This is a genomic window from Idiomarina aquatica, from assembly GCF_003987185.1.
Lineage (GTDB): Bacteria > Pseudomonadota > Gammaproteobacteria > Enterobacterales > Alteromonadaceae > Idiomarina > Idiomarina aquatica.
This window is the reverse complement of sequence record NZ_PIPS01000001.1, coordinates 382,580-404,307: the sequence shown is the minus strand read 5'-3', so window position 1 is coordinate 404,307 and position 21,728 is coordinate 382,580. Positions and strand designations below refer to the sequence as shown.

At 51.4% G+C, this 21,728-nt stretch carries 18 protein-coding genes and 2 tRNA genes; 19 read left to right on the top strand and 1 reads right to left on the bottom strand.

The annotated features are described in order from the left end of the window. Nucleotides 1-53: 53 nt before the first annotated feature. The 4 genes from carA (at nt 54) to CWE23_RS02075 (ending at nt 5,628) form a co-directional block, all read left to right on the top strand. Nucleotides 54-1,211 (top strand): glutamine-hydrolyzing carbamoyl-phosphate synthase small subunit, encoded by a 1,158-nt coding sequence (carA, locus tag CWE23_RS02090; RefSeq protein ID WP_126819239.1) that lies wholly within the window; start codon nt 54-56, stop codon nt 1,209-1,211. Nucleotides 1,212-1,241: 30 nt separating this feature from the next. Next, complete coding sequence (gene carB / locus CWE23_RS02085) at nt 1,242-4,466, top strand: carbamoyl-phosphate synthase large subunit (protein ID WP_126819238.1); 3,225 nt, start codon at nt 1,242-1,244, stop codon at nt 4,464-4,466. Beyond that, nucleotides 4,463-4,939 carry a transcription elongation factor GreA gene (gene greA, locus CWE23_RS02080; RefSeq protein ID WP_105306006.1) on the top strand — a complete coding sequence of 159 codons (477 nt, stop codon included), beginning with the start codon at nt 4,463-4,465 and terminating at the stop codon, nt 4,937-4,939. The genes carB and greA overlap by 4 nt, the downstream gene beginning before the upstream one ends. Nucleotides 4,940-5,106: 167 nt before the next feature. Beyond that, a complete protein-coding gene (locus CWE23_RS02075) occupies nt 5,107-5,628 on the top strand; it encodes a helix-turn-helix domain-containing protein (protein ID WP_105306007.1) in 522 nt (173 codons plus the stop codon). An 8-nt stretch (nt 5,629-5,636) separates the two neighbouring features. Here the strand turns inward: CWE23_RS02075 and yhbY are convergent, their stop codons facing one another. Continuing rightward, nucleotides 5,637-5,933: a ribosome assembly RNA-binding protein YhbY gene (gene yhbY, locus CWE23_RS02070; protein ID WP_105306008.1), complete on the bottom strand. Its 297-nt coding sequence runs from the start codon at nt 5,931-5,933 to the stop codon at nt 5,637-5,639. Nucleotides 5,934-6,022: 89 nt separating this feature from the next. Between yhbY and rlmE the strand changes: the two genes are divergently transcribed. The 15 genes from rlmE to pnp all read left to right on the top strand — a co-directional run bounded on the left by rlmE (nt 6,023) and on the right by pnp (nt 21,703). After that, complete coding sequence (gene rlmE / locus CWE23_RS02065; protein WP_105306009.1) at nt 6,023-6,649, top strand: 23S rRNA (uridine(2552)-2'-O)-methyltransferase RlmE; 627 nt, start codon at nt 6,023-6,025, stop codon at nt 6,647-6,649. A gap of 51 nt (nt 6,650-6,700) precedes the next feature. Further along, on the top strand, nt 6,701-8,647 hold the full coding sequence (ftsH, locus tag CWE23_RS02060) for an ATP-dependent zinc metalloprotease FtsH (protein ID WP_105306010.1): 1,947 nt from the start codon (nt 6,701-6,703) through the stop codon (nt 8,645-8,647). Between the two features lie 465 nt (nt 8,648-9,112). Then, on the top strand, nt 9,113-9,928 hold the full coding sequence (gene folP, locus CWE23_RS02055; protein WP_126819237.1) for a dihydropteroate synthase: 816 nt from the start codon (nt 9,113-9,115) through the stop codon (nt 9,926-9,928). Beyond that, nucleotides 9,925-11,265, top strand: coding sequence for a phosphoglucosamine mutase (gene glmM / locus CWE23_RS02050; RefSeq protein WP_126819236.1), 1,341 nt, complete (start codon nt 9,925-9,927; stop codon nt 11,263-11,265). Before folP ends, glmM begins: the two co-directional genes overlap by 4 nt. An 87-nt stretch (nt 11,266-11,352) precedes the next feature. Beyond that, nucleotides 11,353-12,111 carry a triose-phosphate isomerase gene (gene tpiA / locus CWE23_RS02045; protein ID WP_126819235.1) on the top strand — a complete coding sequence of 253 codons (759 nt, stop codon included), beginning with the start codon at nt 11,353-11,355 and terminating at the stop codon, nt 12,109-12,111. 6 nt (nt 12,112-12,117) lie between these two features. After that, nucleotides 12,118-12,453 carry a preprotein translocase subunit SecG gene (secG, locus tag CWE23_RS02040; protein WP_105306014.1) on the top strand — a complete coding sequence of 112 codons (336 nt, stop codon included), beginning with the start codon at nt 12,118-12,120 and terminating at the stop codon, nt 12,451-12,453. Nucleotides 12,454-12,468: 15 nt separating this feature from the next. Then, nucleotides 12,469-12,553: transfer RNA gene (locus CWE23_RS02035), tRNA-Leu, on the top strand. A 63-nt stretch (nt 12,554-12,616) separates the two neighbouring features. Further along, nucleotides 12,617-12,693: transfer RNA gene (locus CWE23_RS02030), tRNA-Met, on the top strand. A gap of 216 nt (nt 12,694-12,909) precedes the next feature. Continuing rightward, nucleotides 12,910-13,368, top strand: coding sequence for a ribosome maturation factor RimP (gene rimP, locus CWE23_RS02025; RefSeq protein WP_105306015.1), 459 nt, complete (start codon nt 12,910-12,912; stop codon nt 13,366-13,368). A 26-nt stretch (nt 13,369-13,394) separates the two neighbouring features. After that, complete coding sequence (nusA, locus tag CWE23_RS02020; RefSeq protein WP_105306016.1) at nt 13,395-14,894, top strand: transcription termination factor NusA; 1,500 nt, start codon at nt 13,395-13,397, stop codon at nt 14,892-14,894. 24 nt (nt 14,895-14,918) lie between these two features. Beyond that, a complete protein-coding gene (gene infB, locus CWE23_RS02015) occupies nt 14,919-17,603 on the top strand; it encodes a translation initiation factor IF-2 (protein ID WP_105306017.1) in 2,685 nt (894 codons plus the stop codon). A gap of 25 nt (nt 17,604-17,628) precedes the next feature. Next, a complete protein-coding gene (rbfA, locus tag CWE23_RS02010) occupies nt 17,629-18,006 on the top strand; it encodes a 30S ribosome-binding factor RbfA (RefSeq protein WP_105306018.1) in 378 nt (125 codons plus the stop codon). A gap of 3 nt (nt 18,007-18,009) precedes the next feature. Next, nucleotides 18,010-18,969, top strand: a complete 960-nt coding sequence (gene truB / locus CWE23_RS02005; protein WP_126819234.1) for a tRNA pseudouridine(55) synthase TruB — start codon at nt 18,010-18,012, stop codon at nt 18,967-18,969. A gap of 109 nt (nt 18,970-19,078) precedes the next feature. After that, nucleotides 19,079-19,348, top strand: a complete 270-nt coding sequence (gene rpsO / locus CWE23_RS02000) for a 30S ribosomal protein S15 (protein ID WP_105306020.1) — start codon at nt 19,079-19,081, stop codon at nt 19,346-19,348. Between the two features lie 210 nt (nt 19,349-19,558). Beyond that, nucleotides 19,559-21,703 (top strand): polyribonucleotide nucleotidyltransferase, encoded by a 2,145-nt coding sequence (gene pnp / locus CWE23_RS01995; RefSeq protein WP_105306021.1) that lies wholly within the window; start codon nt 19,559-19,561, stop codon nt 21,701-21,703. The last annotated feature ends 25 nt before the right edge of the window (nt 21,704-21,728 follow it).

Below are 21,728 nucleotides of genomic sequence, written 5' to 3'. Positions count from 1 at the left end.
GGGAAGTCAACATTGTATTGATTCACCCGTTTTTTTATGTACGGAGGTTGCCCTTGAGTATTTTAGCGAGTCAATCCGCTAACCGAGCAATACTGGTTCTAGCTGATGGTACCATTTTTCGCGGTACCGCCATTGGAGCCGAAGGCTCCGCGGTCGGCGAAGTTGTTTTCAACACGGCCATGACCGGCTACCAGGAAATTCTCACCGACCCATCTTATACTGAACAACTCGTTACCCTGACTTATCCCCACATTGGAAATACCGGTACCAACGACGAAGACGAAGAGTCAGATGCCGTCTGGGCAAAAGGCTTAATCATTCGTGATAACGCATTAAAAGCCAGTAATTTCCGTAAACAAGAAACACTCAACGAATACCTTCGCCGCCACAATGTGGTTGGAATAGCCGATATCGATACTCGTAAGTTAACCCGTATTTTGCGCGAAAAAGGCGCTCAAAACGGTTGTATCATGGCTGGCGAACTGGATGACGCCAAAGCGCTCGAATTAGCCCAGCAGTTCCCGGGGCTAAAAGGCATGGATTTGGCCAAAGAAGTCTGTTGTAAAGAGGTTCAACCCTGGGTTGGTGGCAGTTGGAAACTCGGCGAAGGGCACACCCAACCGGAGCAGTCAAAATACCATGTGGTGGCATACGATTACGGCGTAAAGCACAATATCCTGCGCCTGCTTGCTGACCGCAACTGCAAAATCACGCTGGTACCCGCACAGACGCCGGCCAGTGAGGTGTTGGCGATGAATCCGGATGGTGTATTCCTGTCCAACGGTCCGGGCGACCCGGAGCCTTGTGACTATGCGATTAAAGCCATCCAGGAGTTATTGGACAACAACATCCCTATCTTCGGTATCTGTTTAGGCCACCAATTGTTAGGCCTGGCCAGCGGTGCCAAGTCGGTGAAGATGAAACTCGGTCACCACGGTGCTAACCACCCGGTGCAGGACAGCGGTACTAAGCGGGTGATGATCACCAGTCAGAACCACGGTTTCGCGATCGATATCGACACCCTGCCGGATACCCTGGAAGTGACCCATGTGTCGTTGTTTGACGGCACCTTACAGGGCATTAAGCGCAAAGATAAACCGGCGTTCAGTTTTCAGGGACACCCGGAAGCCAGCCCGGGACCGCACGATGCGGCCGAACTGTTCGATCAATTCATCGAGCTCATGCAACAGCGAGTGCAGGCGACAGCCTGATTGAGTACAGGAAAAGGATAGAGCGAATTTATGCCAAAACGTACAGACATTAACAGTATCCTGATTCTTGGTGCCGGTCCGATCGTTATCGGTCAGGCGTGTGAGTTTGATTACTCCGGCGCTCAGGCTTGTAAAGCATTACGCGAAGAAGGCTATCGGGTCATTCTGGTTAACTCCAACCCGGCCACCATTATGACCGACCCGGAAATGGCCGATGCCACCTACATTGAGCCGATCCACTGGGAAGTGGTGGAAAAAATCATCGAGCGGGAAAAACCGGATGCCATTTTGCCGACCATGGGTGGACAAACGGCACTGAACTGCGCCCTGGATTTGGACCGCCACGGGGTACTGCAAAAGTACAACGTGGAAATGATTGGTGCCAACGCAGACGCCATTGATAAAGCAGAAAACCGCGATCGCTTTGATAAAGCAATGAAGGCGATTGGTCTGGAAACGCCCAATGCGGAAATGGCGCACAGCATGGAAGAAGCTTTTGATGTGCTCGACCGACTCGGTTTCCCGTGCATTATTCGGCCATCTTTTACCATGGGCGGAAGTGGCGGCGGTATCGCCTATAACCGCGAAGAGTTTGAAGAAATCTGCCGCCGCGGGCTGGATTTGTCACCGACCAACGAATTGTTGATTGATGAGTCGCTGCTGGGTTGGAAAGAATACGAGATGGAAGTGGTTCGTGATAAGAACGACAACTGCATCATCGTCTGTACCATTGAAAACTTTGACCCTATGGGTATCCATACCGGCGACTCGATAACCGTGGCACCGGCACAAACGCTGACCGACAAAGAATTTCAGGTGATGCGTGATGCGGCGATGGCGGTGTTACGCGAAATTGGCGTGGAAACCGGTGGTTCGAACGTACAGTTTGGCGTTAACCCGGATACCGGCCGTATGGTGATTATCGAGATGAACCCTCGGGTATCACGCTCGTCTGCGCTGGCCTCGAAAGCGACCGGCTTCCCGATCGCTAAAGTGGCGGCCAAGTTGGCGGTGGGCTATACCCTCGATGAGCTCGACAACGAAATTACCGGCGGCATTACACCAGCGTCCTTTGAACCGGCACTCGACTACGTGGTGACTAAGATCCCACGCTTTAACTTTGAGAAATTCGCCAACTGTAACGATCGTCTGACCACACAAATGAAATCGGTCGGTGAAGTGATGGCGATAGGCCGTAACTTCCAGGAATCCATGCAGAAAGCCCTGCGCGGGTTGGAATTGGGGGCTAACGGCCTCGATCCGATCATTGATATCACCGCCGACGATGCCCGCGGCAAAGTGATACGCGAGTTAAAAGAACCGGGTGCCGAGCGCATTTGGTACATTGCCGATGCTTTCCGTATGGGCATGAGCGTGCGTGAAGTGTTTGAGCTGACCCGCATTGATGAGTGGTTCCTGATCCAGCTGGAAGAATTGATCCTGCTGGAACGTGAAATGGACGAATTAGGTCTGGCCGGATTAACCCCGGACGTAATGACCGCACTCAAACGCCGCGGTTTTTCAGATAAGCGCATTGCCGATGTACTGCATGTGAGTGAATCGGAAGTGCGTAAAAAACGTTATGAGTTTGCCATTCATCCGGTTTACAAACGGGTTGATACCTGCGCCGCAGAATTTGCCTCCGGTACCGCCTATATGTACTCAAGTTATGATGAAGAGTGCGAAGCGCACGTGTCGGATCGTGAAAAAATCATGGTCATCGGCGGTGGTCCTAACCGCATCGGCCAGGGTATCGAGTTCGATTACTGCTGTGTCCATGCGGCCCTGGCGATGCGCGAAGACGGTTACGAAACCATTATGGTGAACTGTAACCCGGAAACCGTTTCAACCGACTACGACACCTCAGATCGACTGTATTTTGAACCGATTACGCTGGAAGACGTGCTGGAAATCGTCCGTATTGAGAAGCCGAAGGGTGTGATTGTTCAGTACGGTGGTCAGACGCCACTGAAACTGGCGCGTGAACTGGAAGCGAATGGGGTGCCGATCATCGGTACCTCACCGGATGCTATTGACCGTTCAGAAGACCGCGAACGCTTCCAGGCGGCGGTTCGTCGACTGAATCTGAAACAGCCGGAAAACGCAACCGTGACCGGTATCACTCAGGCGCTGACGGAAGCGAAACGCATTGGTTATCCGCTGGTGGTTCGACCGTCGTACGTGCTCGGTGGCCGGGCAATGGAAATCGTTTACGACGAGCAGGATCTAAACCGTTATCTGACCGAAGCGGTTAAGGTATCCAATGAAGCGCCGGTATTGCTGGACCGCTTCCTCGACAACGCGATTGAAGTGGATGTTGACGCCATTTGTGATGGCGAAGACGTGCTTATTGGTGGCATCATGCAGCACATTGAAGAAGCCGGCGTTCACTCCGGTGACTCGGCCTGTTCATTGCCGCCGTATTCACTCAGCGATATTATTCAGGCGCAACTGCGTGAGCAGATTCGTAAACTGGCGTTCGAGCTTAATGTAAAAGGCCTGATGAATGCCCAGTTTGCGGTTAAAGACGATGAAATTTATCTGATCGAAGTTAACCCGCGTGCAGCCCGTACAGTGCCGTTTGTGTCGAAAGCCACAGGTGTGCCGCTGGCAAAAGTTGCCGCTCGTGTGATGGTCGGTCAAAGCCTGAAGCAGCAGGGCTATGTAAAGGAAATCATCCCGCCGTATTACTCGGTCAAAGAAGTGGTGATCCCATTTGCAAAATTCCAGGGTGTGGATCCTATCCGCGGCCCGGAAATGCGTTCAACCGGCGAAGTGATGGGTGTTGGTGAGAGCTTTGAGGAGGCCTACGCGAAAGCGAATCTGGCCGCCGGTGAAGCACTGGCTAAAAAGGGTAAAGCACTGATTTCGGTTAAAGACAGCGACAAGCGACGGCTGATGGATTTGGCCCGCGGTTTACTGGCGCTGGGCTTTAAACTGGAAGCAACGCGCGGCACCGCTAAAATGTTAGCGGAAGAGGGCATTGACTGTTCGATAGTGAACAAGTTGCAGGAAGGCCGGCCTAATATTGTTGATGCCATCAAAAATGGTGAGTACAGTTACATCATCAACACGGTTGAAGGACGTCAGGCGATTGAAGACTCTGTCTACATTCGTCGCGAGGCGCTGTTGAATAAAGTGATTTATACCACCACGTTAAATGCTGCGTTTGCTACCGTTAAAGCGAACACAGCAGATGACCGGGCGCGGGTGAGCTCGGTGCAGGAACTCCATAAAAGGGTAGAGCTAGTATGAACCAGATTCCAATGACGGAACGCGGTGCGCAGTTATTGCGTGATGAACTCAAGCGCTTGAAAACGGTCGACCGGCCGCGCATTGTTGAGGCGATTGCTGACGCACGCGAGCACGGCGACTTGAAAGAAAACGCTGAGTACCACGCAGCACGTGAACAGCAAGGGTTTTGTGAAGGGCGGATTCAGGAAATTGAATCGAAGCTGTCCAATGCTCAGATCATCGATGTCACCAAAGTACCGAATAACGGTAAAGTGATTTTTGGTGCGACGGTCACGGTTTATAACACCAAAACCGACGAAGAAGTGACCTATAAAATCGTTGGTGACGATGAAGCAGACATCAAGTCTAACTTGATCAGCGTTAATTCACCGATTGCACGCGCACTGATTGGTAAAGAGATTGATGATGTTGCGACGGTGACCACGCCAAACGGCGAAGTTGAATACGAAGTGGTCGAAGTTAAATACATTTAATGATATTTATCAATAATTTAGTTAAAAACCAGCGCTTCTGCGCTGGTTTTTTTATGTTTACAGCAAAATCAGATTTTTGCGCATTGTTTCCTAAAAATGTTTTTTGTATAACTAATCCCGTTTTTCGTTTTATTCGCCCTAAATGAGGTATGGAAAGGAGTCCATTTATGGAAACGGCATTTTATCCTTACAACGCGCTTGCCGAAAATCTGACGGTGACAGACTGCATGCACCGATTAAAGCAAGTGATCAATGCATCGACCATCAAAGAGGTAGTGGCCTGGTTAGGCGTAGATTACTCGCACTATAAAAACTGGAAACATCGACGGATTATCCCGTACAGCCTGATCGTGCCAAAACTGTTGCAGGTGGGTTATTCCGTTGATTGGTTGTTCGCTCCCGGCGTTAAGCTGTTTTACCCGAAGCCATTATTGAGTTTAAGCGACAGGCCAGCGCAGGTGATTGAGCAGCAAATTGAGTATCGCCGTTATACTAAAGCGATGCAGAAAATTGAACCGTTGCTTAAACGCAATCGGTTAAAGAACATTGAACACAACCGCACGGAATTATTGAGCGCGTATCTGCATTCCTACGAAGGATGGATGAGCCTGGACAGCTCGTTGTCGTTTATTGCAAGAGCAACGGCGATCGAGCCTGTACCCGCGCCGCTGCCATTGTCAGTTGGCTAAACTCGGAGTTATGCTTTCGGCAGATGGATTTTGGGTTCTTCTGCCGCGCGGTACAACACCAGCGTTTTACCAATAACCTGAACTTGCTCTGCGCCGGACTCAGCAACAATCGTTGCGATGATTTGCTGGCGCAATTCACGCTCTTCTTCTGGCACTTTCACTTTAATTAACTCATGATCGTTCAATGCCTGATCGATTTCAGCCAGTACGCCTTCGGTTAATCCGTTAGCACCGAGTAACACCACCGGTTTTAACGGATGTGCTTTACTTTTTAGGAACTGTTTTTGCTTATTGCTTAATGACATTAGATAATACCGTTCTTTTGACTTGAATTTTGCCTATTGTAACGCCATCTACCGTTAGCAGGCCAGAAAAACAAAGGATATCCAGTTGTATGGCAAAAAAACGCAGCTCCAGCAGTCGCCGCTGGCTTGACGAACACTTCAATGATCACTTCGTGCAAAAAGCGCAGAAGAAAGGTCTGCGTTCGCGTGCCGTCTTTAAACTTGAAGAAATTCAACAACGCGACCGCTTGATAAAGAAAGGTCAGACGGTGGTTGACCTGGGCGCCGCACCGGGCGGCTGGTCACAGTACGTGGCCGATTATTTTAATGGTGATGGTCAAATTATCGCCTGTGATATTTTACCGATGGACCCAATCGCCGGCGTCGATTTCTTGCAGGGCGACTTTCGCGATGAAGCGGTTTTGCAGGCACTACTGACCCGAATCGACGGTAAAAACGTAGATGTAGTATTGTCGGATATGGCACCTAATATGAGTGGTAACGACAATGTCGATCAGCCACGCGCCATGTATTTAGTGGAGTTGGCGTTGGATATGTGTCATCAGGTTTTGAAACCCGGCGGCTCTTTTGCGGTCAAAGTATTTCAGGGACAAGGATTTGAGGAGTTCTTAAAAGATGTTCGTGCCGCCTTTAAAACAGTAAAAACACGCAAGCCCGAGTCATCCCGTGCACGCTCCCGTGAGGTGTATCTGGTAGCGACGGATTACAAACTATAGTACCCTGTCAAAAGGTATAAAGATTTCAATTTACACTAGAGGTAATAGGCTTTGAGCGATATGGCAAAAAATCTCATCTTGTGGCTGGTAATAGCCGTTGTGTTGATGAGCGTTTTTCAGAGCTTCAGTCCGGGTGAAACCTCCGGTTCACAAATGGCTTACAGTGAATTTGTCAGCCAAGTGAATGACGGAAATATCCGCCGTGCAGACTTTGGCGAAGATGGGCGCACCATTACGGGTATGACCAATAATGGTCAGACATTTAAAACCGTGGTTCCAACACAATACGATCCGAAAATTCTGGACGATTTGCTGGCGAATAACGTGCAAACGCAAGGTACTCCGCCGGAAGAGCCGAGTATCCTGACCTCTATCTTTATTTCGTGGTTCCCGATGCTGCTGTTGATTGGTGTATGGATTTTCTTCATGCGTCAAATGCAAGGCGGTGGCGGCCGTGGTGCCATGTCGTTCGGTAAGAGCAAAGCGCGGTTGATGAACGAAGAGCAAATGAAAACGACGTTCAAAGACGTTGCTGGCTGTGACGAAGCAAAAGAAGAAGTGGTGGAACTGGTCGACTATCTGAAAGATCCGTCCAAGTTCCAGCGTTTAGGCGGTAAGATTCCGAAAGGCGTGCTGATGGTAGGCCCTCCGGGTACGGGTAAAACCTTATTGGCGAAAGCCATTTCCGGTGAAGCCAAGGTGCCTTTCTTCAGCATCTCAGGTTCGGACTTCGTCGAAATGTTCGTCGGTGTCGGTGCATCTCGTGTGCGCGACATGTTCGAACAGGCGAAAAAATCAGCGCCGTGCATCATCTTCATCGATGAGATCGACGCGGTCGGTCGCCAACGTGGTGCCGGTCTTGGGGGTGGGCACGATGAACGTGAACAAACCCTGAACCAAATGCTGGTCGAAATGGACGGCTTTGAAGGTAACGAAGGTATTATCGTGATTGCCGCGACGAACCGTCCTGACGTTCTCGACCCTGCGTTACTGCGTCCCGGTCGTTTTGACCGCCAGGTGGTGGTTGGTTTACCAGACGTGCGTGGACGTGAGCAGATCCTGAAAGTGCACATGCGTAAAGTGCCGCTGGGTGACGACGTTAAGCCGGAACTGATTGCACGGGGTACCCCGGGCTTCTCCGGTGCCGACCTTGCCAACCTGGTGAATGAGGCTGCCCTGTTTGCTGCTCGTGGCAACAAACGTGTGGTTAGCATGGAAGAATTCGACAAAGCGAAAGACAAGATCATGATGGGCGCAGAACGTCGCTCAATGGTTATGACCGATGATGAAAAGGCGATGACAGCCTATCACGAAGCCGGTCACGCCATTGTTGGCCGTCTGGTGCCGGAACACGATCCGGTCTACAAGGTGTCGATCATTCCGCGTGGTCGGGCTCTGGGTGTTACCATGTACCTGCCGGAACAAGATCGTGTCAGCCACACCAAGCAACATCTGGAAAGCATGATCTCCAGTCTGTTTGGTGGCCGTTTGGCGGAGCAATTGATTTACGGTGCTGATAAAGTCACCACCGGCGCTTCCAACGACATCGAACGTGCGACAGAAATCGCCCGTAAGATGGTGACGCAATGGGGTCTGTCGGAGAAAATGGGGCCGTTATTGTACGCAGAGGACGAAAATGAAGTGTTCCTCGGCCGTTCAGTCACTCAGCACAAGCACATGTCAGACGATACTGCACGTGCGATTGATGAAGAAGTTAAGGCTGTTATTGATACGAACTATCAACGGGCGAAGAAGATCCTGGAAGAAAACATGGATATCTTACACGCCATGAAAGACGCCTTAATGAAGTACGAAACCATCGACGCCGATCAGATCGACGACCTGATGAACCGTCGCGACGTTCGCCCACCAAAAGGCTGGGACGACTCACGCGATGACGGTGGCGACACCGGCGGCGGCTCCGCCAAGGCTGACAACACCGAAGAGCGCCCGGAGCGCCCCATCAATGTTGAAAAGCCAGGCGACGCAACGTCATAAACTGGTATCGTTAATAAAAACCCGCCGCTGGCGGGTTTTTTGTGGTTGAGGACTTTTGGCTGACGACCCGGGGGAAGGAGTGGCAGGATTATGGCAGGCAATTGACCCACCCCTAAGCCAAGGGACGCCCACAAGTACGTCCCTGTAGGGCTTGACTGGCGCCATCCATGGCGCCAGACACCCTTGTCTTAGGGGGTGGGTCAATTACCTTATTGCCATATTCCTGCCGCTCCTCCCCCGGGGTCAATACGGCGGTAACGGATAGTTAGTCTACGGTTGGTCGGGTGAGTAGCGGGCGCGGTGTTGGTTGCGGCGCCATTCAGGGGGTGTTGGAGGCCATGGATGGCCGGAAACAAGCGTACATGGACGTACTTGCAGCGTCCCCCTGAATGGCGCCGCGACCAACACTAACAGCCCGCTGCTTACCCGACCAACCGCAAGCCTGAGAACGATAAGGAAGCTTCGATGAGCAAACAAACTAAACATTTGAGGGTGATGGGAATTTTGAATGTGACGCCGGATTCATTCAGTGATGGCGGGCGTCATCATACGGTGGCTAAGGCGGTCGATCATGCGGCGCGGTTGCTGGATGAGGGCGCGGACATTCTGGATGTTGGCGGTGAATCGACGCGGCCGGGGGCTGAGGCAGTGGCAACGGAGGAAGAGCTGGCGCGGGTGATTCCGGTGGTGGAGGCGATTAAGCAACGTTTTGATGCCTTTGTTTCCGTTGATACCACCAAAGCGGCGGTGATGCGCGAGAGCATTGCGGTGGGTGCGGACATGATCAATGACGTTTGTGCGTTGCAGCAGCCGGGGGCTTTGCAGGCGGTTGCGGATAGTGAGGTTGAGCTGTGCTTAATGCACATGCAGGGCGAACCGCGCACGATGCAGCATGAGCCGCGTTACGATGACGTGGTCTGTGACGTGAAGGCGTTTTTGCAACGGCGGATTGCGGCCTGTGAGGAAGCGGGCATTGAGCGTCAGCGGCTGTGGCTGGACCCTGGTTTTGGGTTTGGTAAATCGATGCGCCATAACTATCAAATGTTGCAACGTTTGCAGGCGTTTCACGAACTGCAACTGCCGCTACTGATTGGTATGTCGCGTAAGTCGATGATTGGCCATGTGACCGGACGGGCGGTTGATGAGCGCTTAGCGGGGAGTATCGCGGCGGCAACTATTGCAGCCCTCAAAGGAGCACGTATAATCCGTGTTCACGATGTTAAGGAAACGGTTGATGCGATGAAAGTCGTGGCAGCCACACTCGAGGGAGACTATTTGTGAGCGAACGGAAGTATTTTGGCACCGACGGTGTGCGCGGACGCGTTGGAGAATTTCCAATTACCCCGGAATTTGCGGTAAAACTCGGCTGGGCAGCCGGGCGAGTGTTGGCGGCAAAGGGTACACGCAAGGTATTGGTTGGTAAGGATACCCGTGTCAGTGGTTACATGCTTGAGTCGGCGCTGGAGGCGGGACTTGCGGCGGCCGGGGTCAATGTTGACTTTCTCGGGCCGATGCCGACGCCGGGTATTGCCTATTTAACCCGTACGTTCCGTGCTGCTGCCGGTATTGTTATCAGTGCATCGCACAACCCTTATTACGACAATGGCATTAAATTCTTTGCCGATAACGGGCACAAACTGCCGGATGCGACTGAGCTGGAAATCGAACGATTATTGGATCAGCCGATGGAATGTGTCAGTTCGGAGCATTTAGGTCGTGCAAACCGGATTGCCGATGCGGCGGGTCGTTACATTGAATTCTGTAAGAGTGTGTTCCCGTCTGAGTTGTCGTTACAAGGGTTACACATTGTGGTGGATTGTGCTCATGGTGCGACCTATCACATTGCGCCAAACGTGTTGCGTGAACTGGGCGCACAGGTTACCGAGATTGGCACCAAACCCGATGGCATGAACATCAATAAAGACTGTGGCGCGACGTCGTTGGACGCGCTTCAACAGGCGGTATTGGATAACAAAGCGAATGTCGGTCTGGCACTCGATGGTGACGGTGATCGCATCATGATGGTGACGGACAAAGGACGTGTTATCGACGGTGATGAGATTCTTTATATTCTGGCGGTGACGGCGCAGCAGCAGGGGCAACTGCAAGGCGGCGTAGTTGGCACTCTGATGACGAACTTTGCGTTGGAAAAAGAGTGCGAGCGGCGGAACATTCCGTTTGTTCGTGCCAAAGTGGGCGACCGTTATGTGATTGAAGAACTGGTCAAACGCGATTGGTATTTGGGTGGCGAAAATTCCGGTCATGTCATTAATCGTCAATATCACACCACCGGTGATGGCATTATTGCCGGCTTACAGGTGCTGGCGGCGATGCAGTTTGAAGGCAAATCGTTACATGAGCTGAGCCGTGATTTTAAAAAGCTGCCGCAGGTGCTGATTAATGTGCGCTTTAACGCTGGTGAGCAGCCGCTGGAATCTGACACCGTACAGGCCGTCGTCAATGAAGTCGAAACCGCGCTGGCCGGTAAAGGCCGGGTGTTGTTGCGTAAGTCGGGTACTGAACCTCTGATCCGGGTCATGGTCGAAGGAGAAGATGAGAAAACCGTGCGGACGTTTGCGCAGCAAATTGCGAACGAAGTGGAAGCGGCTACAAATTAAACACTTGAGCGGTTGCAGCCGAAATGCCGCTTGTATCTTCACGCGGCTTCGGCTACTATTCCCGCCGCTCTAACGAAGGGAGTTTTAATGGCCAACGCATCCTTAGTGATTGGAAACTGGAAGATGAACGGTAACGCGGCATTGACACGCTCAATGACCGATGCATTGCGCTCTGCGCAGCAGCCGACTGATTCGGTTAAAGTGGTTGTTTGCCCTCCGTTTACGCTGTTAGGCGAACTGACGCGTCATTGCTACTACGATAACATCGCGGTTGGCGCGCAAAATGTAAACGCCAACGAAAATGGCGCGCACACCGGCGAAGTGTCGATTGAGATGCTGAAAGAACTGGGTGTGGAGTATGTGATTATCGGTCATTCTGAACGTCGTGCCATGTACGGCGACAGTAATGACGTTGTCGCGGCGAAGACAGCAGCGGCAACCGCCGCGGGTTTGCAAGCCGTGTTGTGTGTTGGCGAAGACAAACAGCAACGCGACGATGACAAGACCTGGCACGTTGTTGAACAGCAACTGCAGGCTGCCTGCGAGCAACTGAGCGCTGAGCAGGCGACCAAGCTGGTGGTGGCTTATGAGCCGATTTGGGCCATTGGTACCGGTGAAACGGCAACTCCCGCGCAGGCAGAACAAATTCATGCACAGATTCGTGCGTGGCTGACCGAGCGATTTGCCGCGGTCGGTGAAAAGATAGAAATACTTTACGGCGGGTCTGTAAAAGCGGATAATGCCGCCGAATTATTTGCGCAACAACATATCGATGGTGGTTTGATCGGAGGCGCGAGTCTGAAAGAAGACCAGTTTGTCGCCATCGTTCAAGCAGCACGAGGGTAAGTTATTATGTATGAAGTGTTATTAGTCGCCTTTTTGGTGGTTGCCATTGTCCTGATTGGTTTCATTATGATCCAGCAAGGCAAAGGTGCTGACATGGGTGCATCGTTTGGTTCAGGCGCTTCCAATACGGTATTTGGTTCGTCCGGTTCGGGTAACTTTTTAACTCGTACGACGGCAGCTCTGGCGGTTGTCTTTTTTATTCTGAGTCTGGTGTTGGGTAATTTATCGACCGACAGTTCAGATGCGGGTGAAGACTTCTCTGACTTGTCAGTACCGATGGAAGAGCAGGCTCAAACGCCAACCGAAAAAGACTCTGGTTCAGACGTACCGCCGACCAATTAATCGGCAACAGTTTACGCGGATGTGGTGGAATTGGTAGACACGCTATCTTGAGGGGGTAGTGCTTTCGGGCGTGCGGGTTCAAGTCCCGCCATCCGCACCAAATTAAGTGCTTTAGCACTTGAAATAAATAAGAAAATCCCTATAATATGTAGCAAGTTTCGGACGCGGGGTGGAGCAGTCTGGTAGCTCGTCGGGCTCATAACCCGAAGGTCGTAGGTTCAAATCCTGCCCCCGCAACCAATTTTAACAAAGAAGTGCGTATCGCTGCGGTTAAGTGCCCAGCCGATAAGAGCCAGGATTAGAAAGGTGGCTCCGCTTTTGTTAAAATAACTGACAAAGGGTCCAGTGTTTAAAAAGCCCCGCAGCAGCTCGGGGCTTTTTGCTATGTGGCCTTAGCTATCTCCGGATAGCCAGAACACTGGGCGCTTGCGCCCTTTTTTTGTTTCAGGAGGCAGTTTGGCAAGTTTACAAGAACGGTTAACCGATATGATTCGTCCCGCGGTAGAAGCGTTGGATTATGAATTGTGGGGTGTAGAGTTCGTCCGTGCGGGCAAGTTTTCAACATTACGGGTATACATCGACAGCCCTGACGGTATCGGTGTTGATGATTGTGCTGATGTCAGTTATCAGGTCAGTGCGCTACTGGATGTCGAAGATCCGATTAATGCGGAATACAACCTGGAAGTGTCTTCTCCGGGGATGGAACGACCGTTTTTCAGCGCCGAGCAAATGCAACCTTACGTCGGCGAGACCATTGCGGTTGAACTGAACGTGGCGCAACAAAACAAACGTAAATTCAAAGCGCAGTTGGAAGCCGTTGAAGGCGACCAACTGACGTTGTTAGTAGATAACGAAACGCTTCAGGTGAGCATGCGCGATGTAAAGAAAGCTCACTTGGTTCCAACATTTGATTAAAGGATTGCGGTGGCGAGGCAGCACTCATGAGTAAAGAAATACTGTTAGTCGCAGAAGCGGTATCGAACGAAAAAGCAGTACCGCGCGAGAAAATTTTTGAAGCGTTGGAGTCGGCTCTTGCGCATGCAACAAAGAAAAAATATGAAGGTGACATTGACGTTCGTATCGACATTAACCGCCAGACCGGTGAGTTTGATACGTTCCGCCGTTGGTTAGTGGTTGAAGACAGCGACGAAGGGTTGGAACATCCGTATCGTGAGATCAGCCTGTCGGCAGCACAATACGAAAACCCGGAAATGAAAGTCGGCGATTATGTGGAAGAGCAAATTGAATCGATTCAATTTGACCGTATTACCACGCAGACGGCGAAACAGGTTATCGTACAAAAAGTCCGCGAAGCTGAACGTGCTCAAGTTGTTGACGAGTATCGCGATCAGGTCGGCGAAATGGTCAGTGGTATCGTTAAACGCGCTAACCGCGAACACGTTATCCTGGATTTAGGCAACAACGCCGAAGCCATCATTTACCGTGATGAAATGCTACCGCGTGAGTCGGTTCGCCCAGGCGACCGTGTCCGTGGCCTACTGTATGACGTTCGCCCGGAAGCGCGTGGCGCACAGTTGTTTGTCAGCCGTACCCACCCGGACTTCCTGATGGAACTGTTCCGTATTGAAGTGCCGGAAATCGGCGAAGAAATGATCGAACTGAAAGGTGCGGCTCGTGATCCCGGATCACGTGCTAAAATTGCGGTTAAGAGTAACGATCGCCGCATTGACCCGGTGGGCGCTTGTGTTGGTATGCGTGGCGCGCGTGTGCAGGCGGTCTCCGGTGAACTGGGTGGCGAACGTGTTGATATCGTATTGTGGGATGATAATCCGGCGCAATACGTCATTAACGCCATGGCTCCGGCTGAAGTCGCATCCATCGTGGTTGACGAAGACGCTCATACTATGGACATCGCCGTGGCGGCCGATAATCTGGCACAGGCCATCGGTAAAAGTGGTCAAAATGTCCGCCTGGCCAGTCAGTTGACCGGCTGGACGTTAAACGTCATGACCGAAGCAGAGTTCAATGAAAAGAACGAAGCTGAAGCACAGCGTTTGCTCGACCTATTCATGAATAACCTGGGTATCGATGAAGACTTCGCCAGCGTACTGGTTGATGAAGGTTTCTCGTCGATGGAAGAAGTGGCTTACGTTCCTGTTGCCGAGTTCCTTGAGATCGAAGGCATGGACGAAGACATTGTTGAAGAATTACGTGGCCGTGCCCGTGCCTATTTGACAACCAAAGCGCTGGCTGATGAAGAGTCGCTCGAATCAGCAGAGCCGGATGAGTCACTATTGAATTTAGAGGGTATGGATCGTCACCTGGCCTATGTACTCGCCAGTAAAGGCGTTGCAACGCTGGAAGACCTGGCTGAGCAGGGCATTGACGATTTAGCCGATATAGAAGAACTGGATGAACAGCAAGCTGGCGAATTGATCATGAAAGCCCGCAATATTTGCTGGTTCAGCGAAGAACAGTAACGATCAGCGGAGGTACAACAGACTATGGAAGAAGTAACGCTCGATAAGCTGGCCAAAGATGTCGGTACAACAGTTGATCGTCTGATTCAGCAATTTGCTGAAGCGGGCATGAAAAAAACGCCGGGTGACACGGTCACCGAGGACGAAAAACAGAAACTGCTGGTACATTTGAACAAGCAACATGGTGGCGGCGGTTCTGCGCCAAGCAAAATGACATTGAAGCGCAAGACCAAAAGCACCTTGAACGTCGGTGGCAGCGGTAACAAATCGGTACAGGTCGAAGTACGTAAAAAACGGACTTACGTAAAACGTTCTGCGGCGGAAGAAGAACAACGCCTGGAAGAAGAACGCCTGCAAGCCGAGAAAGAAGCCGCTGAAGCAAAACGCCGCGAAGAAGAGCAGGCTCGTGAAGAGCAAGCGCGTAAAGAAGCGGAAGAAAAAGCCAAAGCAGCACGTGAAAAAGCGGAAAAAGAAAAAGCTGAGAAAGAAAAAGCGCGCAAGGAAAAAGAGAAAGCGCGTCAAAAAGCTGAAGCTGAAAAACGTGCCGCGATGACCCCTGAAGAACGTGAAGCCGCCGATAAAGCGAAAGCCGAAGCGGAGAAGCTGAAACGTCAACAGGAAGAAGAAGCTCGTAAAAAAGCGGAAAAAGAAGCAGAGCGTCAGGCTGAAGAAGCCCGTAAGCTGGCTGAAGAAAACGCTAAGCGCTGGGAAGAAGAAGAGAAAAAACGTAAAGAGCAGGAACAGCAGGACGTGCACTTTACCACCTCATCAACAGCCCAGGAAGCGGAAGACGCGCAGGACTTTGATGAAGAGCGTAAGAGCCGTCGTCGCAGTAAGAAAAGCCGTCGTAAAGAGGAAGAAGCGGAAGAACGTTCACCGCGTCGTGAAAAACGTCGCAAGGGTGGCCGTCGTCCGTCGACCTTACAGCAAGGCTTTAACAAACCTGCACAGCCGGTTGAACGCGAAGTCCGTATCGGTGAAACCATCAGTGTCGGTGAATTGGCGAACCGCATGGCTGTGAAAGCCAGCGAGCTGATCAAAACCATGATGAAGATGGGTGAGATGGTAACCATCAACCAGATTCTTGATCAGGAAACCGCATCGTTGGTGGTTGAAGAGCTGGGCCATAAAGCGATTCTGGTGAAAGACAACGCACTTGAAGAAGAAGTGTTGTCAGACCGTTCAGAAGGTGGTGAAGAAGCACCGCGTGCGCCGGTGGTTACTGTTATGGGTCACGTTGACCACGGTAAAACCTCGCTGCTTGACTATATTCGTAAAGCCAAAGTGGCGTCCGGCGAAGCCGGTGGTATTACTCAGCACATTGGTGCTTACCACGTCGAAACCGATCATGGCATGATCACCTTCCTGGATACCCCGGGTCACGCCGCCTTCACCTCGATGCGGGCACGTGGTGCCGGTGCCACTGACGTGGTTATCCTGGTGGTAGCCGCTGATGACGGCGTCATGCCACAAACCAAAGAAGCGGTACAGCACGCCAAAGCGGCCGGCGTTCCCATTATTGTTGCGATCAACAAAATGGACAAAGAAGAAGCCGACCCGGATCGTGTTAAAAACGAATTGGCGCAGCTTGACGTTATCCCGGAAGACTGGGGTGGTGATGTGATGTTTGTGCCGGTATCAGCGCATTCAGGGATGGGTATCGATGACTTGTTGGAAGCGGTTCTGCTGCAATCCGAAGTCCTTGACCTTAAAGCCGAAAACACCGGTATGGCATCGGGCATCGTGGTCGAATCACGACTTGACCGTGGCCGCGGTCCGGTAGCCACCATTCTGGTACAGCGCGGACTGCTTAAGCAGGGCGACGTGGTGCTTTGTGGTCTGGAATACGGTCGTATCCGTGCGATGCGTGACGAAAACGGTAAGGACATTAAAGAAGCCGGTCCATCGATTCCGGTTGAAATTCTGGGTCTTTCCGGTGTGCCGCAGGCCGGCGACGAAGCCACTGTGGTTAAAGACGAACGTAAAGCCCGTGAAGTTGCTAACTATCGTCAGGGTAAATACCGTGATGTGAAACTGGCGAAACAGCAGAAAGCGAAACTGGAAAACATGTTTGCCAACATGGAAGAAGGCGACGTTTCTGAATTGAACATCGTGCTTAAGTCGGATGTTCAGGGCTCGCTGGAAGCCATTTCTGATGCCTTAACCAAGCTGTCAACCGATGAAGTTAAGGTCAACATCATTGGTTCCGGTGTCGGTGGTATCACCGAAACCGACGTTTCACTGGCCAGCGCATCGAATGCGATCATTGTTGGTTTTAACGTCCGTGCCGAAGCCGCTGCGAAGAAACTGGTCGAACAGGAAAACGTCGACTTACGTTATTACAGCGTCATTTATGACCTGATTGACGAAGTTAAGGCGGCCATGAGCGGTATGCTGCAGCCTGAATTCAAGCAGCAAATCATTGGTCTGGCCGAAGTCCGTGATGTGTTCAAGTCACCGAAACTGGGTGCCATCGCGGGTTGTATGGTAACCGAGGGTGTGGTGAAACGTTCAGCACCGATTCGTGTCCTGCGTGATAACGTGGTGATTTACGAAGGTGAGCTGGAGTCACTGCGTCGCTTTAAAGATGACGTTCAGGAAGTTCGCAACGGTATGGAATGTGGTATCGGTGTTAAGAACTACAATGACGTTAAAGAAGGTGACCAGATTGAGGTCTTCGAAACCGTTCAAATCGAACGTACGTTGTAATTAGGCGATTCGCCATAGGATAGTTATGCCGCAAGATTTTAGCCGTACAGAGCGAGTAAGACATCAACTGCAACGCGAGATTGCGATGATACTGCAACGCGAGGTGAAAGACCCTCGCGTGAGTATGGTCACGGTGTCGGATGTAGAGGTGTCACGCGACCTTGCGTACGCCAAAGTGTTTGTAACCTTTTTTAATGATGACAGCGATCAAGTCAAACAAGCCGTTAAAATACTGAACGAAGCAGCGGGTTTTATCCGCTCGTTGTTGGGTAAACGGATTAAGGCGCGGGTGGTGCCGGAGCTTAAGTTTCATCACGATACCTCGTTAAACGAAGGTATCCGCATGAGCAAGTTAGTTGCCGAAGCCCGCAAGCGCGATCGTAACGAGCCATCAGAGGACTAGCACATGGGCAAAGCAAGACCCCGTAAAGGGCGTCCTGTTAGCGGTGTGGTGCTGTTAAATAAAGCGAAGGGCATGAGTTCAAATCATGCCCTTCAGCGTGTTAAGCGCCTGTACAACGCACAGAAAGCCGGTCACACCGGCGCATTGGACCCGCTGGCAACCGGCTTATTGCCGGTCTGTTTGGGCGAGGCCACCAAATTTTCGCAGTATTTGTTGGACGCCGATAAAGCGTATCGGGTGGTCGCCAAATTAGGCATCAGAACCACCACCAGTGACGCTGAAGGTGACGTAGTAGCGACAGCTGAGGTGACGGTTACCGAAGCGCAGGTACGTGACGTGTTACCGACGTTTATCGGTGAGCAACAACAAACACCGTCGATTTATTCGGCGCTAAAGTACGAAGGGCGACCGCTGTATTATTATGCCCGCCGTGGCATTGACGTCCCCCGTAAAACCCGCACTATTCACATCCACCAGATTGACTTTATCGCCCTCAAAGGCGATGAACTGGAGTTGCAGGTGAGTTGTTCGAAAGGGACCTATATTCGAACCCTGATTGACGATCTGGGTCAGGTATTGGGGTGCGGTGCTCATGTCGCGCTGTTGCACCGTAATGGTGTGGCCGAACTTGACGCAGAACAGATGCTGACGCTGGAACAGTTGGAACAGCGAGACAGCGACGCTGAACTCGATGCCTTGTTGCAGCCGGTGGATTGCCTGTTGTCGGCGTTGCCGCAACAACGCATTGATCGGCAACAAGCACGGGCATTACTGCACGGCCAGCCGGTTGCCAATCACACCGACTTAGCTGAAGTGGGTGATGAATGCCGAATGGTGGCGCAACGGATTGACGGTGGTGATGCCTTCATTGGTGTGGCGGCGTTACGGAAAGACGGACAGTTTTGGCCAAAGCGGGTACTGGCGTTGGCATTTTGCGATTTACAGCTGGATGATTTGCAGTAAATCCGCGCTGCTGTTATTGATTTTACCGTTAAGCGCTATATAATACGCGCTCGGCTTGCCGCTGAATTAGTGATCGGAGGCAAGATATTTCTAAAACCAGGAGTACATTATGTCACTAACTGTGGAACAAAAAGCAGAAATCCTTAAAGAGTTTGGTCGTAGCGAAAATGACACCGGTTCTCCAGAAGTGCAAATCGCACTGCTGACCAAGAACCTGGCTGAGCTACAAGATCACTTCAAAGCGCACAAAAAAGACCACCACTCACGTCGTGGCTTGTTGCGTATGGTTAGCCAGCGTCGTAAATTGCTGGACTACCTGAAGAAGAAAGATCAGTCGCGTTATGTTGCGATCGTAGAAAAGCTCGGCATCCGTCGTTAAGACAGAAGTTAAGCAGATTTCTAAGAAAGGGCCGTCAGGCCCTTTTTTATTGCCTGAAATAGCGCTCAAGACCATGCTTTTTTACCGTTTTTTTAATCAAAGGGTCTTAATTTTGTCATTGATGCCTTATACTATGGCTCGAGTAAAAAAAGAGAGAAGACGAGTACCAATCCGGGTGCTCACATTCAGTAAGGTAAAGGAAAGCAAATCGTGAATCCGATAACTAAACAATTTCAATACGGTCAGCACACAGTCACTCTAGAAACCGGCGTGGTTGCACGTCAAGCGACTGCTGCCGTAATGGCAAGCATGGATGACACCACTGTGTTGGTGACCGTAGTGGCGAAGAAAGAAGCCAAAGAAGGCCAGAACTTCTTCCCGCTCACCGTAAATTATCAGGAAAAAACTTACGCCGCCGGTAAAATTCCGGGTGGCTTTTTCAAACGTGAAGGGCGCCCAAGTGAAAACGAGACCCTGACATCACGTCTTATCGACCGCCCAATCCGTCCGCTGTTCCCTGAAGGCTTCATGAACGAAGTACAGGTTGTCGCTACTGTGGTTTCTGTGAACCCACAGATTAATCCGGACATCGTTGCGCTGATCGGTACCTCCGCGGCATTAGCTATTTCTGGTGTGCCGTTTGACGGTCCTATCGGTGCGGCTCGCGTTGGCGTTATTGATAACGAATACGTCTTAAACCCAACCATGGACGAGCTGGAAAAATCCAAGCTGGATCTCGTGGTTGCCGGTACCGAACAAGCCGTACTGATGGTTGAGTCAGAAGCTCAGTTGCTGTCTGAAGACCAAATGTTGGGTGCGGTTGTTTACGGTCACGAACAAATGCAAACCGTTGTTTCTGCCATTAACGAATTTGCCGCTGAAGCCGGTAAAGAAAAATGGGATTGGCAGGCACCTGCAAAAGACGAAGCGTTGCAGGCTAAAATCCGTGAATTGGCCGAGCAGGGCATTGGCGAAGCTTATCGCATCACCGACAAAGCCGAGCGTAAAGGTAAGCTTGACGAAGTTAAGCAGGCGATGACCGAGCAGTTGCTGGCAGATGACGAGAACGTTGATCTTGAAGCGGCCGGTGAAATCTTCCACGACCTCGAGAGTGAAATCGTTCGTAGCCGTATTATTGCCGGCGAAAAACGTATCGACGGCCGTGACCCGGACATGGTTCGTGCCATCAGCGTTGCCACTGGCGTGCTACCTCGCACCCACGGTTCGGCCTTGTTTACCCGTGGTGAAACTCAGGCATTGGTTACCGCGACTCTGGGTACAGAACGTGACGCACAGATGATCGATGAGCTGACGGGTACCAATACCAGCCGCTTTATGTTGCATTACAACTTCCCTCCATACTGTGTGGGTGAGACCGGCATGGTCGGCGCGCCGAAGCGTCGTGAGATTGGTCATGGCCGCTTGGCGAAACGTGGTATTCAGGCCGTTATGCCAAGCCACGAAGAATTCCCATACACCATCCGTGTGGTATCAGAAATCACCGAATCGAATGGTTCCAGCTCGATGGCGTCTGTCTGTGGTTCATCACTGGCGTTAATGGATGCCGGCGTGCCGATTAAATCTTCGGTTGCAGGTATTGCCATGGGTCTGGTGAAAGAAGGCGACAAGCACGTGGTACTGTCTGACATCTTAGGTGATGAAGATCACTTGGGTGACATGGACTTTAAAGTTGCCGGTAACACCGATGGTATTACGGCCTTGCAGATGGACATCAAGATTGACGGCATCACCCGTGAAATCATGGAAAGCGCTTTGGCTCAGGCAAAAGCCGCTCGCTTGCACATCCTTAAAGTAATGGATGAAGCGATTGGTAGCCATCGCGAAGAACTGTCCAGCTACGCACCGCGTTTCAGCACCATCAAGATTGATCAGGACAAGATCAAAGACGTGATCGGTAAAGGCGGCGCGGTAATCCGTGAATTGACGGAATCCACCAACACCAACATCGAGATCGGTGACGACGGTACCATTAAAATTGCCGCCAGTGATCAGGCCGATGCCGATGCCGCGATTGAGCGCATTAAGCAACTGACTGCCAACGTTGAAGTGGGCAAAATTTACCAGGGTAAAGTGGCTCGTATCGTTGATTTCGGTGCGTTTGTTACGGTATTACCGGGTAAAGATGGCTTGGTTCACATCTCGCAAATCGCCGAAGAGCGTGTTAACGACGTTAACGAATACTTGAAAGTCGGTGATGTCGTGCCGGTTAAAGTATTGGAAATTGACCGTCAAGGACGTGTTCGTCTGAGCATGAAAGAAGCGGTTGAGAAGAAAGAAGAAGCGCCTGCAGAAGCGGAAGCGACCGCATCGAATGGCGACAACAACGACGAATAATTGTTGTTGAAGGAAAAACAAACCC

Coding starts and splice junctions, on each gene's coding strand:
- carB (WP_126819238.1), top strand. CDS start 1,242: ATGCCAAAACGTACAGACATTAACAGTATCCTGATTCTTGGTGCCGGT.
- greA (WP_105306006.1), top strand. CDS start 4,463: ATGAACCAGATTCCAATGACGGAACGCGGTGCGCAGTTATTGCGTGAT.
- CWE23_RS02075 (WP_105306007.1), top strand. CDS start 5,107: ATGGAAACGGCATTTTATCCTTACAACGCGCTTGCCGAAAATCTGACG.
- yhbY (WP_105306008.1), bottom strand. CDS start 5,933: ATGTCATTAAGCAATAAGCAAAAACAGTTCCTAAAAAGTAAAGCACAT.
- rlmE (WP_105306009.1), top strand. CDS start 6,023: ATGGCAAAAAAACGCAGCTCCAGCAGTCGCCGCTGGCTTGACGAACAC.
- folP (WP_126819237.1), top strand. CDS start 9,113: ATGAGCAAACAAACTAAACATTTGAGGGTGATGGGAATTTTGAATGTG.
- tpiA (WP_126819235.1), top strand. CDS start 11,353: ATGGCCAACGCATCCTTAGTGATTGGAAACTGGAAGATGAACGGTAAC.
- secG (WP_105306014.1), top strand. CDS start 12,118: ATGTATGAAGTGTTATTAGTCGCCTTTTTGGTGGTTGCCATTGTCCTG.
- nusA (WP_105306016.1), top strand. CDS start 13,395: ATGAGTAAAGAAATACTGTTAGTCGCAGAAGCGGTATCGAACGAAAAA.
- infB (WP_105306017.1), top strand. CDS start 14,919: ATGGAAGAAGTAACGCTCGATAAGCTGGCCAAAGATGTCGGTACAACA.
- rbfA (WP_105306018.1), top strand. CDS start 17,629: ATGCCGCAAGATTTTAGCCGTACAGAGCGAGTAAGACATCAACTGCAA.
- truB (WP_126819234.1), top strand. CDS start 18,010: ATGGGCAAAGCAAGACCCCGTAAAGGGCGTCCTGTTAGCGGTGTGGTG.
- rpsO (WP_105306020.1), top strand. CDS start 19,079: ATGTCACTAACTGTGGAACAAAAAGCAGAAATCCTTAAAGAGTTTGGT.